Origin of the sequence: Micromonospora sp. (assembly GCF_048594385.1) — a bacterium.
In the GTDB taxonomy this organism is placed as follows: Bacteria; Actinomycetota; Actinomycetes; order Mycobacteriales; family Micromonosporaceae; genus Micromonospora; species Micromonospora wenchangensis.
The window spans coordinates 20,056-34,736 of record NZ_JBMDWU010000136.1 but is presented as its reverse complement, the minus strand read 5'-3'; the positions used below and the strand labels follow the sequence as shown (position 1 = coordinate 34,736).

General features: G+C 72.6%; 10 protein-coding genes. 5 read left to right on the top strand and 5 right to left on the bottom strand.

Features of this window, described 5'->3' with window-relative positions; all coding sequences use genetic code 11:
- The first annotated feature begins 122 nt into the window (after window positions 1-122).
- Window positions 123-2,663, top strand: a complete 2,541-nt coding sequence (locus tag ACOJTC_RS06730) for a DUF4118 domain-containing protein (protein ID WP_420116187.1) — start codon at window positions 123-125, stop codon at window positions 2,661-2,663.
- Window positions 2,660-3,343 carry a response regulator gene (locus ACOJTC_RS06725; protein ID WP_357934015.1) on the top strand — a complete coding sequence of 228 codons (684 nt, stop codon included), beginning with the start codon at window positions 2,660-2,662 and terminating at the stop codon, window positions 3,341-3,343. Before ACOJTC_RS06730 ends, ACOJTC_RS06725 begins: the two co-directional genes overlap by 4 nt.
- Window positions 3,344-3,358: 15 nt before the next feature.
- Here ACOJTC_RS06725 and ACOJTC_RS06720 read toward each other — a convergent pair whose 3' ends face one another.
- Both ACOJTC_RS06720 and ACOJTC_RS06715 read right to left on the bottom strand, forming a co-directional pair.
- Window positions 3,359-4,075 (bottom strand): hypothetical protein, encoded by a 717-nt coding sequence (locus tag ACOJTC_RS06720; protein ID WP_420116186.1) that lies wholly within the window; start codon window positions 4,073-4,075, stop codon window positions 3,359-3,361.
- A 66-nt stretch (window positions 4,076-4,141) separates the two neighbouring features.
- Complete coding sequence (locus ACOJTC_RS06715; RefSeq protein ID WP_420116185.1) at window positions 4,142-4,531, bottom strand: DUF1304 domain-containing protein; 390 nt, start codon at window positions 4,529-4,531, stop codon at window positions 4,142-4,144.
- Between the two features lie 136 nt (window positions 4,532-4,667).
- On the opposite strand from ACOJTC_RS06715, the gene ACOJTC_RS06710 reads away from it, so the two are divergent.
- Window positions 4,668-5,882: a PP2C family protein-serine/threonine phosphatase gene (locus ACOJTC_RS06710; protein ID WP_420116184.1), complete on the top strand. Its 1,215-nt coding sequence runs from the start codon at window positions 4,668-4,670 to the stop codon at window positions 5,880-5,882.
- A gap of 52 nt (window positions 5,883-5,934) precedes the next feature.
- On the opposite strand, the gene ACOJTC_RS06705 is transcribed toward ACOJTC_RS06710, so the two are convergent.
- Complete coding sequence (locus tag ACOJTC_RS06705; RefSeq protein ID WP_420116183.1) at window positions 5,935-7,074, bottom strand: hypothetical protein; 1,140 nt, start codon at window positions 7,072-7,074, stop codon at window positions 5,935-5,937.
- 254 nt (window positions 7,075-7,328) lie between these two features.
- Window positions 7,329-10,322 (bottom strand): family 16 glycoside hydrolase, encoded by a 2,994-nt coding sequence (locus ACOJTC_RS06700; protein WP_420116182.1) that lies wholly within the window; start codon window positions 10,320-10,322, stop codon window positions 7,329-7,331.
- A gap of 261 nt (window positions 10,323-10,583) precedes the next feature.
- On the opposite strand from ACOJTC_RS06700, the gene ACOJTC_RS06695 reads away from it, so the two are divergent.
- On the top strand, window positions 10,584-11,255 hold the full coding sequence (locus ACOJTC_RS06695; RefSeq protein WP_420116181.1) for a DUF305 domain-containing protein: 672 nt from the start codon (window positions 10,584-10,586) through the stop codon (window positions 11,253-11,255).
- 193 nt (window positions 11,256-11,448) lie between these two features.
- On the opposite strand, the gene ACOJTC_RS06690 is transcribed toward ACOJTC_RS06695, so the two are convergent.
- Window positions 11,449-13,998 (bottom strand): FIMAH domain-containing protein, encoded by a 2,550-nt coding sequence (locus ACOJTC_RS06690; RefSeq protein ID WP_420116180.1) that lies wholly within the window; start codon window positions 13,996-13,998, stop codon window positions 11,449-11,451.
- A gap of 334 nt (window positions 13,999-14,332) precedes the next feature.
- On the opposite strand from ACOJTC_RS06690, the gene ACOJTC_RS06685 reads away from it, so the two are divergent.
- Window positions 14,333-14,680 (top strand): STAS domain-containing protein, encoded by a 348-nt coding sequence (locus tag ACOJTC_RS06685; protein WP_420116179.1) that lies wholly within the window; start codon window positions 14,333-14,335, stop codon window positions 14,678-14,680.
- The last annotated feature ends 1 nt before the right edge of the window (window position 14,681 follow it).

The following is a 14,681-nucleotide window of genomic DNA, read 5'->3' as shown; positions in this document are numbered from 1 at the left end:
ACACACCCGGGCCCTGCACGGTACCCTCCCCCCCCAGAGACCCCCGCGGCCGCCACCCCCGCCGGGGGTGCCGCCCCGGCGGTCGCGCCCCGGGGCGGTACGCACAGCGGGAGGATGGACGCGTGCCACGAGGTGAACTGCGCATCTACCTGGGTGCCGCCCCCGGCGTCGGCAAGACGTACGCGATGCTGGAGGAGGCCCGGCGGCGGGCCGGGCGGGGCACCGACGTGGTGGTCGGCCTGGTGGAGACGCACGGCCGGCCGCAGACCGCCGCGATGATCGGCGACCTGGAGGTGCTGCCCCGCCGCCCGCTGCGCTACCGGGGAACCGACCTCACCGAGCTGGACCTCGACGCCGTGCTGGCCCGCCGCCCGGAGCTGGTCGTGGTCGACGAACTGGCCCACACCAACGTGCCCGGCTCCCGGCACCAGAAGCGCTGGCAGGACGTCCAGGAACTGCTCGACGCGGGCATCTCGGTGCTGTCGACGGTCAACGTGCAGCACCTGGAGTCGCTCAACGACGTGGTCGCCCGGATCACCGGCACCACCCAGCGGGAGACCGTCCCGGACGCCGTGGTCCGCGCCGCCGAGCAGGTCGAACTGGTCGACATGACCCCGGAGGCGCTGCGCCGGCGGATGGCGCACGGCAACATCTACCGGCCCGACCGGATCGACGCCGCGCTGGGCAACTACTTCCGGGTCGGCAACCTCACCGCGCTGCGTGAGCTGGCTCTGCTCTGGCTGGCCGACAAGGTCGACGACCAGCTCGACCGGTACCGGGCCCAGCAGGGCATCTCCGCCACCTGGGAGGCCCGGGAACGGGTCGTCGTCGCCCTCACCGGCGGCCCGGAGGGGGAGACGCTGATCCGCCGGGCGGCCCGGATCGCCGCCCGGAGCAAGGGCGCCGACCTGCTCGCCGTGCACGTGGCCCGCAACGACGGGCTGGCCGGGGCGGACCCGGCCCAGCTCGCCCGGCAGCGGGTCCTGGTGGAGAGCCTCGGCGGCAGCTACCACCAGGTGCTCGGCGCGGACGTCCCGGCCGCCCTGCTCGACTTCGCCCGGGGGGTCAACGCCACCCAACTGGTGCTCGGGGCCAGCCGGCGCGGCCGGTTCGCCCACCTGTTCGCCCGGGGCGTCGGCGTCACCACCACGGCCCGCTCCGGGGCGATCGACGTGCACCTGGTGACCCACCCGCAGGCCGGGCGGGGCCGGCGCGGGGCGGCGGTGCCGGCGGCGCTGTCCCGGCGACGTCGACTGCTCGGGTTCGCGCTCGCCGGGCTGGGCCTGCCGCTGCTCACCCTGCTGCTGTCGGTGCTGCCGGATCTCACCCTGACCAACGACATCCTGATCTTCCTGGCCGGGGTGGTCGGGGTGGCGCTGGTCGGTGGGCTGTGGCCGGCGCTGGTCGCCGCGCTGGGCGGATCGCTGCTGCTGAACTGGTTCTTCACCCCGCCGTACCGCACGCTGACCATCGCCGAGGCGGACAACCTGCTCGCGCTGGGCGTCTTCGTCGCGGTGGCGGTCGCGGTGAGCGGGGTGGTGGACGTGGCGGCCCGGCGTACCCGGGAAGCGGCCCGCGCCGCCGCCGACGCGCAGACCCTGGCCACCGTCGCCGGCAGCGTGCTGCGCGGCGAGCGACCGCTGCCGGCGCTGCTGGACCGGCTGCGGGAGACCTTCGCGCTGCGCGCGGTCAGCGTGCTCGAACTCGCCCCCGATGCCCAGGGGCGGCCCGGCCGGGCCCACGAGGAGGGCGTGTGGCGTCGGGTCGCCAGCGTCGGGGTGGACCCGGCCGGCAGCCCCGGCGCGGGGGAGACCACGGTGCCGGTCGACGAGCGGCTGACCGTGGTGCTGAGCGGCCGTCGGCTGGAGGCAGCCGACCGGCGCATCGTCGAGGCGTTCGCCGCGCAGGCCGCCGTCGCGCTGCGTCAGGAACGGCTCGCCGAGGAGGCGGCCACCGCCCGGCCGCTCGCCGAGGCCGACCGGTTGCGCACCGCGCTGCTCGCCGCCGTCAGCCACGACCTGCGTACGCCGCTGGCGTCGGCGAAGGCGGCGGTGAGCAGCCTGCGCAGCCCGGATGTCGAGTTCGACCCGGAGGACCGGGCCGAACTGCTCGCCACCGCCGACGAGTCACTGGACCGGCTCGGCCGGCTGGTGGCGAACCTGCTCGACATGAGCCGGTTGCAGGCCGGCGCGCTGGGCGTCACCCGCACCGCGATCGGCCTGGAGGACGCCGTACCGCTGGCCCTGGACGAGTTGGGGCCGGCCGCCGCCGGGGTGCGCACCGACATCCCGGCCGACCTGCCGGCGGTCGACGCCGACCCGGGCCTGCTGGAACGGGTGCTGGTCAACGTCGTCGCCAACGCGCTGCGGCACAGCCCGGTCGGCCGGCCCCCCACGATCACCGCCAGCGCCCACGCCGGGCAGGTGGAGCTGCGGGTCATCGACACCGGGCCCGGCATCCCCGAGGACCGATGGGAGCACGTCTTCCTGCCGTTCCAGCGCCTCGGCGACCGGGACAACCAGACCGGGGTGGGGCTCGGGCTCGCGCTGGCCCGGGGGCGGGCCGAGGCGATGGGTGGCAGCATCACCCCGGAGACCACCCCCGGTGGGGGGCTGACCATGGTGCTGCGGCTACCCGCCGCCGACGAGAGGCCGGACCGGTGACCCGCATCCTGGTCGTCGACGACGAACCACAGATCCTCCGCGCGCTGCGGATCAACCTGCGTGCCCGGGGGTACGACGTCGAGGTCGCCGAAACCGGCACGGCCGCGCTGAAGGCCGCCGCCGGCCACCCGCCGGACCTGGTGGTGCTCGACCTCGGCCTGCCCGACCTCGACGGCGTGGAGGTCATCCGGGGCCTGCGTGGCTGGACCACGATCCCGGTCATCGTGCTCTCCGGGCGGGCCGGCAGCGCGGACAAGGTCGCCGCCCTCGACGCCGGTGCCGACGACTACGTCACCAAGCCGTTCGGGGTGGACGAACTCCTCGCCCGCATCCGCGCCGTCACCCGCCGCCTCGCCAGCTCACCCGTCGACGCGACGGCCACCGCCCGGGTGGGCCGGCACACCGTCGACCTCGCCACCCGCACCGTCACCCGGGACGACGGCACCGAGATCCGGCTCACCCCCACCCAGTGGGCGGTGCTGGAACGGCTGCTGCGCCACCCCGGGAAGCTGATCAGCCAACGTCAGCTCCTGCACGAGGTGTGGGGGCCGGAATACCAGCAGGAGACCAACTACCTGCGGCAGTACCTGGCGCAGTTGCGGCGCAAGCTGGAGGACGACCCGGCCCGGCCCCGGCACCTGATCACCGAGCCGGGCATGGGCTACCGCTACCGCCCCTGAACGGCCGCGCCGCTCTCAGGCCGCGCCCCGGCCGAGTGCCTCGGCCGCCACCGCCCCGACGACCACCAGACCGTCGGTGTTGCTCTTGCGGCTCGCCCCCCGGATCACCATCACGGACGACACCAGGTTGCCCCGGGCGAGGAAGGCGTCGCAGGCGACGAAGTCCGTCCCACTGGCCCGCTCCGTGCGGTAGCAGTACCCGTAGCGGGCCTCGGTACCCGGGTAGCGCGGCAGGGTCGCCGGCCCGAAAATGGCGATCGACTCGTCCTGCGACTTGTACTTCTTGCAACTGCCGACGGCCTCCTTCACCTGGGCCAGCACGGCCGTGCCGGGGACGGTGTAGGCGTGGGTCGTGTTACGCACCCACAGACCGTCGGTAGACCAGGTGCGGGAGTGGCTGGCGTGCACCGGGCCGGCGTTGGCCGCGATGTTCCGGTCGCACACGTCGGTCACCCAGAAGGTCTCCTTCTCGTCTTCCGAAGGCTTACGCGCACCTCCGACGGCCACCAGGCCACCCGGGGCGATCAGCGCGGCGGTCGCCTGCTTCTGCAACGTCGGCAGGTCCGGTGCGGCGGTGGTCGGGGTCGAGGCGGCCGGGGTGGTGCTGGTCACGGTCGTCGGCGTCCCACTCGACGGAGAAGGTGCCGCCGGATCGCTCCCACCGCAGCCGGTGATCAGGAGGGCGACGCCGCCGAGGACGGCGGCGGCCCACCGTGGGCGTGCAGGGGACATGGAAAGCTCCTGTCAGCCGTAGCGAAGGCAGCATCGTACGAAGACATCACCGAGCGTCGCTGTCCCCTATCCGAGGCTGAGGCCGATCGCCAGGGCGACGACGGCGAGGAGCGGGGGGACGAGCTGCTTGAGTGCGGCGCTGGCCTTCGACGGTGCCGAGACCAGCAGCACCAGCCCGGCGGCGACCATCGACCCGGCGCCGACGAAGACCAGGGTCGCGCCGACGGTGTGCGCGCCCACGGCGTAGGCGACGATGCCGACGACGATCGCAACCGCCAGGAAGAGGTTGTAGAAGCCCTGGTTGAAGGCGAGCTGCCGGGTCGCCTCCGCCTCCTCGCGGCTGGTGCCGAAGACCGCGCGGGCGCGGGCGGTGGTCCAGACGACCGACTCCAGGTAGAAGATGTAGACGTGGATGAGGCCGGCGATGCCGGCCAGGACGAGCCCTGCGACGACCACGACCCTGCCTCCTCGGTTCGCGCGGAACGGAGATGTCCGCCACCGTCATTCTTCCTGTCCGCCGTGCCCCCGAATCAGGTGGTGGCGGGTTTCCCGTGCGCCTCCTACGGTGGGGGAGACGTGGGGGAGGTTCAGGTTGCTCGACGCGGGTGACGCGGTGCGTTGGCTCCAACTCGCCGCACCCCGCGGTGGGCCGGACGACCTGCCGATGCTGGTGAACCAGGTCGCGCCAGCCATGGACGCCACCGAGATCGTGATCTACCTGGCGGACTACCAGCAGGCCAGTCTCGTACCGTTGCTCGGTGCCGGTCTCGACCGGGGTGAGTTGTCGATCGAGACGACCCTGGCCGGCCGGGCCTTCACCGCTCTCGACGTGCAACGCGCCGCCGACAGCCCGGACCGGGTCTGGGTGCCGCTGCTCGTCGGGTGCGAGCGGATGGGCGTGCTGGAGATCGTCTCGCCGGCTGCCGGGGAGCGTGCCATCGAGGGGCCGGCCTGGGAGCTGGCGACCTGCGTCGGTCAACTGGTGGTGAACCGTCGGCCGTACGGCGACGTCGTCGAGCGGCTGCGGCGGCGGCTGCCGATGCAGGTCGCCGCCGAGATCGTCTGGGGTCTGCTGCCGCCGTTGACCTTCGCCACCGACGAGATGGTGCTCACCACCATCCTCGAACCGTGCTACGACGTCGGCGGCGACATCTTCGACTACGCGCTCAACGGCGATGTGCTCAGCGTCGGGCTGTTCGACACCTGCGGGCACGGCATCCGGGCGAGCACCCTGGCCTCACTGGTGGTCAGCGCCTACCGCAACGCCCGCCGGTGCGGCCTCGACCTGGTCGACACGGCCCTCAGCATCGACAAATGGGTACGTTCGGAGCACCCGCACATGTTCGCCACGGCGCTCCTCATCGAGCTGGAGCCGAGCACCGGCCGGCTCCGGGTGATCAACGCCGGTCACCCGGGCGCACTGCTGCTGCGCGACGGCAAGGCGATCCGGGAGCTGCCGGGCCCGACCGCGCTCCCGCTCGGCCTGGGCCACCTGACGACCCAGCGCCCCGAGGTGTACGAGGAGGAGCTGCACCCCGGGGACCGCATCCTCGCCTACACCGACGGCATCACCGACGCGCGGGGCGGCGACGGGGAGCGGTTCGGGTTGAAGCGGCTCGTCGACTTCGTCAACCGGGCCCTCAACGACCAGTTGGCCACCCCGGAGACGATGCGCCGGTTGGTGCGCGCGGTGGTTGCCTACCAGGAGGGGCAGCTCGACGACGACGCGACGTCGCTGCTGCTGGAGTGGCGTCCGCCGCGTACCCCACTGCCCCAGCTGCCCGGGGACCCGGCGCGGGAGGGGTGAGCGGCCGTGGCGTGGGGCGGTGGCCGGCTGGCCCGGCAACCGGACGACGGGGTCACCCGGCCGGGTCGGTGTCCCGGTCGCTCGGGCGGGGCACCGGCACCGGGTCGGTCCGCTGGGGCCGGTCGGGCTCGGTGAGCTGGAGCAGGCGGTACATGGTGCGCCGTAGCAGCATCGCGGCGTCGCCCGGGCGGGCGGTCAACGCGCCCAGCACCGCTGCCGGGTCGATCCCGCCGGTGAGAGCGAGCTGGGGCAGCAGCGGCCGGTGCGGGTCCAGCCGGGGCGCGTGGAGGGCGAGCAGATGTTGCGGCGTACCGGGGGCGGGCGTCGGCCCCGGGGCGGGGAGCACCAGGGTCCGACGTCCGACGGCGGCGGCGTAGGCGGTGACGGAGCCGTGGTCACCGATGACGTGGTCGGCGGCGACCACCGGGGCCCGCCAGTCCTCGGTCGGTCCGGGCAGCAGCAGCCCGGCGTCGAGGCAGCTCCGGAGCCAGGCGCGGATCTGGCGGTGCCCGTGGGCGGCCCAGATCGCCGGGTGCAGCAGCGCGGCGACCCGGTAGCGCTCGGCCGGGAGCTGTGCCATCACCTGCGGTAGCAGGTCGGGCCAACGTCCGAAGCTGCCGTCCGGGCCCCAGGTGGAGGCGACCACCACGAGTTCCTGGTTTTCGTCCAGCCCCATGGCCCGCCGGTAGTCCGGGCGGCGGGGCAGGCTGGCGACGAGCCGGTCGACGCAGGGGTCACCGACGACCACCGCCGTCCCGAGCGCCTGCGGGCACTGCCGTCGCAGCACCTCCACCTCGTAATCGTGGGAGAGGGCGAGAGCCGCCGGGAGCACCCGTCCGTCGTGGGTGAGCCGTTGCGCGTCGAGACCGTAGACGGGGCGGTCGGCGGGTGCCGGTCCAGCGGTCGGGCCGGAACGCACCCGCTTGCTGCGCCCGGCTCCGTGGGCCAGCAGCAGCAGGGGCGCGTGGAGTTGGTGCAGTCCGCCGTGGGCGGCGGCGAGGCCGAGGTCGAAGCGTTCCCGGACGGCCTGCTGCCAGGGCAGGACGAGCGCGCCGAGCCCGTCGAGGAGCTGTTCCACCCGGTGGTTGAAGACGTCCGGGGCGATGGTGAAGACCACCTGCACCCGGGGGTCGCTCTCGACGTACCCGATGACGTCGAGCAACCGGTGGCAGCTCGCGAGGGTGTGGGTCACGACGAGCACCGTGTGGCAGCCCGACCGGGTCACCCAGCGGTCGGCATCGATCCCGATGGGAGCGGGTGGCCACGCCGACGTCATGGCTCGCCCCTTCGGTCGTCCTCTCCTACTGTCCGATCAGGACGGTACCGTCGACGCGGGGCTCCCGGCAGCTTCGGGCGGTCCACGCACGGTGACGGCCGGCCGACCCGCGACGCGAAGCGGCCGGGACCGCCACGGCGGTCCCGGCCGTATCCCTGCCGGCGGCGGGATCACCCGTCCAGCGGCTTGATCCAGATGCTGCGGTACTGGACCGGGTTGCCGTGGTCCTGGAGCCGGATCGCGCCGGCCGCCGGACCCTCCGGCCGGCTGCCGCCGGTCGGGCCGAGGATCTCCACGTCGTCGTGCACGGTGACGCCGTTCCACACCACGGTGACTCGGGGGTTCGCCACCTTGACGCCGGCCGCGTCGTAGCGGGCCTGGCGGTACTCGATGTCGTACGTCTGCCAGGTCTGCGGCGGGCGGGCCGCGTTCACGTCGGGCGCCTTCTGGGTGTAGATGGCGGCGGCGTCGTTGTTCTGTGGCGGGTCGATGCCGAACGAGTCGAGCACCTGGATCTCGTAGCGGTCCTGGAGGTAGACGCCGCTGTTGGCCCGCTGCTGGCCGGTCACCTCCGGCGGGTAGAGCGGCAGGTTGAACTCGACGTGCAGCCGGAAGTCGCCGAACGCCTGCACGGTACGCAGGTCGCCGCCGCGTACGGTCATGGTGTTGCCGGCGAGTGTCCACTCCGGTTCGCGTCCGTCGGTGTGCTGCCACTCGGTGAGGTCACCGCCGTCGAACAGGGTGATCCGTTCCCCGCGCGGCCGGACGGCGAGCACGTCGAGGTTGACGTGCCCGGAGTCGGCGCTCTCCTTGCGGTACTCGACGATGTTGCGCCCGCGCCGCAGGTGCGCCCTGCTGGTGACGGTGCCCCACTCCTCCCAGGTGACGGTGGACGGGAAGACGGTCTGCCCGATCCGCTTGCCGTTGACGTACAGGCTGAGCTGTTTCGGGCCGGAGAACGGGTTGGGGCCGTTGCTGTAGCGCATCGCCAGGTCGTGGTTGCCGGCCTCGGGGACGTCGACGGAGATCCGGGTCGACGCGCCGTCGTCGGCGAATCCGGCGGCGAAGCCGGCACCGGAGTAGGCGGCGTGGTCGGTGGCCATGCCGACGCCGACGGTACGACCCTCCTCGGCCTCGAAGAAGGTCTGCGGCTGGGCTACCCGGCCGGGGATCTCGTTGAGCGTGTACCACGCCTCGGTGTTCCACAGCTGCTCACCGTCGGCGGCGGAGAACGGGCGCGGCGAGCGGACGTGCACCACCCGGTTCTCCTTCAGGCCCGGAATCCGCAGTCGGACGGTGCGCCCGTTGGCCGCCAGCACCGCCCGGGTCACGGTGAGTTTCTCCAGGTCGAGCTTGGGGCCGCCGTACTGGCTGGTCGCCCCGTAGCGCCACTGCGTCACCTGGTACGCCTCGGCGAGCCGGGCGGCGGTCTCGGCCGAGACCGGCTCGGTGTACTCCAGGTCGAATCCGTTGGCGGTGGCCCGCATCTGCTTGACCTCGAAGGTCGAGGTGCCGTTGGGGGTGAGTTTCTGGAGGCCGTAGCTGAGTTTGCCCTCCTGACCCCAGTTGCCGCCGGCTCCGACGCCACCGGTGTAGAGCGCCCCGTCGGGGCCGAGGGTGACCTCGTTGACGCCGGCCTCCAGGCCCTGCGTGTGCCGGAACACCGCCCCCTGGTACTGCCCCTCTACCTCGTCGAGGTACACCCGTTGCAGGCCGCCGTAGGTGACGTCGCCGACGACGAGTTGCCCGGCGTACGGGCCCTGCGTCAACAGCACCGGGCTGGACGGGGAGTTGCCGATCTCGTTCTGCGGGAGCCAGACGATCGGCCGGGTCACCGGCTTGTCGTCGTACGGCCCGTCGGGGGTGGTGTAGTGGTTGAAGAACGCCCCCTGCTGGATCTGGACCAGCTTGGACGCGGGCAGCCAGCCGCCCTGGTTGTCGGTGACGAGCACCTCGCCGCGCGGCCCCCAGCCGATCCCGTTCGGGGTGCGCAGCCCGCCGGCCACGTACGTGATCTTGCCGGTCCGGGCGTTGACCCTGATCGAGGTGCCCCGGTTCGGCGCGGGCTGCGGCACGGTGGTGGCCCCGCCCTGGTTGATCGCGACCGACAGGTTGAGGTGGAAGAACCCGTCCCGGTAGAGCAGGCCGAACGCGAACTCGTGGAAGTTGCCGCCCCACGGCCAGGTGGCGACCGTACGCCGGTCGTCGGCGACGCCGTCGCCGTCGGTGTCGCGCAGCGCGGTCAGTTCGTGCTTCTGGCTGACGTAGACGGTGCCGTCGACCACGGCGACGCCCTGCGGCTCGCGCAGCCCGTCGGCGAACCGGCGGTAGGTGACCTGGTCGGGGCCGGTCGCGCCGGTCGCGCCCGTGGCCACCCAGACCTCGCCGGTGGCGTTGTCGGTGCCGCCCCAGGTGCTCAGCACCAGCGCGCCGTCGGGCCGGAACGCCATCCCGGTGACCTGCGGCCGGAACCCGTCGGGGCGCAGGTCGGTGAGGGTGTAGCCGGGGTGTACCCGGTCGAGCGGCAGGCCGTCGCCGGCCGAGTCGGTGGCCCCCTCGCAGTACTTCCAGCCCGGCGCGGTGACCCGGACCACCCCGGCGTCGGTGCTCAGCGCGGAGTTCGGCACGAGGGTGAAGTCGTTGCTGCCGGGCGGACGCCATTCCAGCCGGAGCACCTGGCCGCCGCCGTCGTCGAAGTGCTCGATGCGCAGCGGGTGCCGGCCGGCGGTGAGGGTGGCCGACCCCTCCTTGGCGGTTTCCCCGTGCAGTCCGTCGTGGTCGACGACGACCGTGTCGCCGATGCTCAGTCGGGAGCCGTCGTCGCTGGTGAGGCGGAAGGCGTAGGCGCCGTCGACGGGTGCGGCGAGGTTGCCGGTGACGTGGCTGACGAACCGGTCGGCGAGCCCGAAGTCGTCGGTGCTGCTCCAGTTGACCTGCGGCATCAGCTTGTCGACGTTCGGCGTCTGGGCGGGCTTGAGGGTGCACAGCGCCGACAGCGGGGTGCCCATGTCGTACGTGCGCAGAGTGACGCCGGGTTCCTGGGGTGGCAGGTCGGCGGCGGGGGCGGCGGTGGCCGGGGCGACGGACCCGGTGGCGAGCGCGGTCGCCAGGGCGGTGCCGGCGGCCACGAGCGCGGATCTGCGCCGCCGGTGCGGGGTGGTCATGGTGCCTCCAGTGGTGGTGGGCCCGGCCGGGGGACCGCGCCACTTTCTCCCGTTGGCGGTTCGGTATGGAACGCATCACACCGAAGATTGATCGCAGACACTAGCACTTTGGATCGATTCGGTGAAACTTTTCGATGCTTGTGCAAAAGTCGACCGGAGGTGGGTCGAATCCACCGGCTCGTGGGCTGGTCGCCGGGGTCGGGGGTGAGGCACTATGCCCATGGAATCCGCGCAGCTCAAGCCAGGACTGGTAGGTGAACCGTGCCGCTGCCCCGTCGCGTGGTCGTTTCCGGTGTGGTCGCCACGGCCGTCCTCGGCACGGCGGTGGGCGTCGCCGTCTGGGCCGGCCGGGACGACCCGGCGTACCAACCGCCGACGTCGCGGGTGGTGCAGCCCGGCGCACCCGGGCAGCCGGGCCGGCAACTGTCCGGCACCGACCTGTCGCAGGTCTCACCGCCCGGGTTCACCGCCGCCGACAGCCGGTTCGTGCAGGGCATGATCCCCCACCACACCCAGGCCCTGGCGATGACCGCGCTGCTGGCCGGGCGCACCACCAGCCCGGACGTGACGCTGCTGGCCAAGCGGATCGAGGTGTCGCAGGGCGACGAGATGGCACGGATGCGCGCCTGGCTCGCCGAGCGCAACGTGCCGGCCGCCGGCGGCCACGACGGGGCGGCACACGACGCGCTCATGCCGGGGATGCTCACCGCCGCCCAGTTCGACCAGCTCAAGCAGGCCCGCGGTACGGAGTTCGACAGGCTCTTCCTCACCGCGATGATCCGCCACCACCAGGGCGCACTGACCATGGTGGAGCAGTTGTACGCCGCCGGCGGTGGCCTGGAACCGGCGAGCGACCAGTTCGCCCGGGAGGTCAACGCCGACCAGGGCATCGAGATCCAGCGCATGCAGCAGATGCTGGCCAAGCTCGGCTGACCCGGTCGCCGGCCCGTGCCCGGTCGCCGACCAGGGCCCGCCGGCCCCTGCCCGGTCGCCGGCCAGGGCCCGCCGGCCCGGTCGCCGGTCCAGCCCCCGTCGCCGGCCCGTGCCGGAACGGCCGGGGCCTGCCCAGCATCACTGGGCAGGCCCCGGGTTCAGGCGGTCCGTCGGCCCGGTCGGGCCGGGCGGGTCACCTGTCGAACTGGTCGATCAGCGCCTGGGCGTCGCGGACCAGCAGGTTGCGCGCCCCGATGGCGTTGAGCGCGCGGGCCTGGTCGAGGAAGGCGGTCAGCTGGGTGACCGCCTCCGCCGGCTGGCCGCTACCGGCCGCCGCGCCGGCCTTGCCGAGGCTGGTGGTCAGCTTGTCGGCGTTGCCCGCGCTGACGGTGCCGGCGGACCGGTAACCGTCGACGAGGGCCTGCAGGTCGGCGAAGGACGTCGTGGTGGTGAACGTGACGGACCGGTTGGTGGTGTTACCGGCCTTGTCCTTCGCGGTCACCGTCAGGGTGTGGCTGCCCAGCGGGAGGCCGGACAGGGTGACCGTCGCCCCCCGGGCGACCCGCTTGCCGTCCAGCAGCGCGCTGTCCGGGTTGATGCCGGGCCCGGAGCCGGTGTCGGTGACCGTCCAGTCCACCGTCACCGTGCCGGAGTCACCGTACGCCGTGCCGTCGGTCAGCCCGGACACCTGCACCTCGGGAGCGGTCCGGTCGATCTTGAGCCACTGGCTGCCCTGCCGGGAGGTGTTGCCGGCCGCGTCGACCGCCCGGTACCGCACCGAACCCCTGACCTCGGCACTGATCGTGGCGACGCCGCTGGCCGGCACGTCCACCCAGGTCACGCCGTCGTCGACGGAGTACTGGCCGGTCCACATGCCGGGGATCAGGCCGGTCAGGGTGAGCGTGACGGCACCGGTGTACCAACCGTTGTTACCGGTCGGCTCGGCCGGGCCCACCGTGGCGGAGACCCGGGGGTTGAAGGTGTCCGCGAGGTCCACCACGGCCTGGCGGAGCGTCCCGTACGCTGCGGCGTCCAGCCGGTCGGCGAGCGTGCGCAGTTGCGCCTCGGCGGCGAACCGCCTGCCCTCGGCGGCGAACCCGCTGGCCCGGCTCAGGGTCGTGTCGACCTCCGCGCTCAACGCCGGGTCGATCGCGCCGGCCCGTACCCCCTGGTCGTGGTACGCGCGGACGAGCGCGAAGCTCGGCGTCCAACTGATCTTCGGCTGCCCCTGGGCGTTGAACCCGGCCAGCTTCACCTGGGTGGCGGCCTCGATCTCGGCCGCCGACAGGTGGGCGCTGGGCTTCAGTGCGAACACGTCGAAGCCGCGGGCGATCTCGTTTCCGTACAGGTTGCCGTTGTACCAGTACGCCGACCAGAAGCCGCCCAGCACGAGTGCGTTCGGGTTGACCGGGCCCCGGTCGAAGTACGCGATCTCGCGCGGGTTCTTCGAGTCGGTGAAGTCGAACACCGAGATGCCACCCTGGTACCAGGCCTGCATCATGACGTCGCGGCCGGGCACCGGGATCAGCGAGCCGTTGTGCGCGACGCAGTTCTCCTGCAGCGACTGCGGCACCGGCAGCTTGTAGTAGCTGGCGAAGGTCATCTTCCTGTCGACGATGTCGAAGATGGCGTTGGCGCCCCACTGTGGCTGGTCGGTGTCGCGGCAGCGTGCGCCGCTGCCACCGCCCCACTCGTCGGTGAAGATCACCTTGGTGCCGTCGTTGTTGAACGTCGCCGAGTGCCAGTACGCGAAGTTCGGGTCGGCGACCTCGTCGATCCGCTTCGGGTTCGCCGGGTCCGAGATGTCGATCAGAATGCCGTTGCCCTGGCACGCGCCGGCCGCGAGCCCGATCTCCGGGTACGCGGTGATGTCGTGGCAGGCGTTGGTGTTCGGCGTCGGCGACCAGGTCGACCCGGACGGGTGCCGGGGCGTGACCGGGCCGTTCTGGAGGCCATCGACCCGATCGGTGACCGGGTCCTGGAACAGCCTCGGCTGGTTGACCACGGCGGCGTCCTGCGGCGCGGCCACCGGCACCTTGATGACGTCGATCCGCCACCGCGACGGGTTCTCCCCGTCGGCGGCGTTGTTGTTGCAACCCTCCATCGTGGTCGCCGGGCGGACCGAGGTGGTGCCGGAGACGTAGACGTAGACGTTGTCGGCGTCGCGGGGGTCGGTCACCACGGAGTGCGTGTGCGAGCCACGGCAGAGCTGGACGGCGGCCACCTGCACCGGGCTGCGGACGTCGCTGATGTCGAAGACCCGCACCCCCTGGAACCGGGTGCCGACGTTGGGGTTGGTGCCGCAGTCGACCCGACCCCGGCTCTCCTCGACCGACATGAACAGCAGGTTGCCCTGCACCGAGAGGTCACCCTGCCCGCCGGGGCACACGACGCTGGTGACCAGCGTCGGCTCGGCCGGGTCGGCGATGTCGACGATGGTGAACCCGTTGTAGTTGCCCTGGAAGGCGTACCGGCCGCCGAAGGCGAGATCCGAGTTGTAGTACCCGCCGTTGCCCGGGTTCGTCGGGTCGACGAACCCGGCGGGCTTGTCGCGGTGCGCGACGTGTTCCAGGTTGCTGATCGCGGACTGTGCGTCGAGCCAGCCGCCGCCGAGGCCGACGCGCGGATCGGGGTCCGCCGCCGACGCGGTGCCGGGGAGCGCACCGGCCAGCAGCAGCCCCGCGGTTATCAGGCCGAGGGTCCGTCGACCCCGGCGTGCCCTGGTGGTTGGGGGAGTTGTCATGTGTCGCCTTCCGATCGAAGACCAGCCGCGACGTCCACATCGGGAGAAACGCGTCGCGTGAGTAAGGACCGTACCGACCGTGCGGTGCTGGTCAAGACGTCCATGTGAGTTATGTACGCGTTTGCGTGGCAAGCCGTACGCAATTGCTCCCGCGCGCTCACGCAGGTCACGACAGTCGTAGGACGCGCCACCCCGGTCCTTGCGCCACTCGTCGAGTCGCCCTCCGCGCCCGGACACACCGGGACACCGGGTGGACGTCTGCGAGCGCTTGGGTTCGGTTTCTGGCACCGTGGGTACGACGTACCGCGCACCGGACGTGACGAAGGGGGCTCAGGTGGAATTCACGCTGTCGACCCGCCAGGAGGGGGCCGGCACGGTGGTCGAAGTCGTCGGCGACCTCGACATGAGCACCACCCCCCAACTGCGGGAACGGTTGCGCGAGGTGATCGAGGGCGGCACCCGGGTGGTGGTGGTCGACCTGACCGGCGTCGGCTTCATGGACTCCAGCGGCCTCGGCGCGCTGGTGGTCGCCTACCGTGAGCTGCGGGAACGCAACGGCTGGCTGGGGTTGGCCGGGGTACGCCGGCCGGTCCGTACGGTGTTGTCGATCACCGGGGTCGACCAGGTCGTCGCCGTCTTCGACACGGTGCGCGACGCCGAGGCGGCGGCCCGGGCGGCGTGAA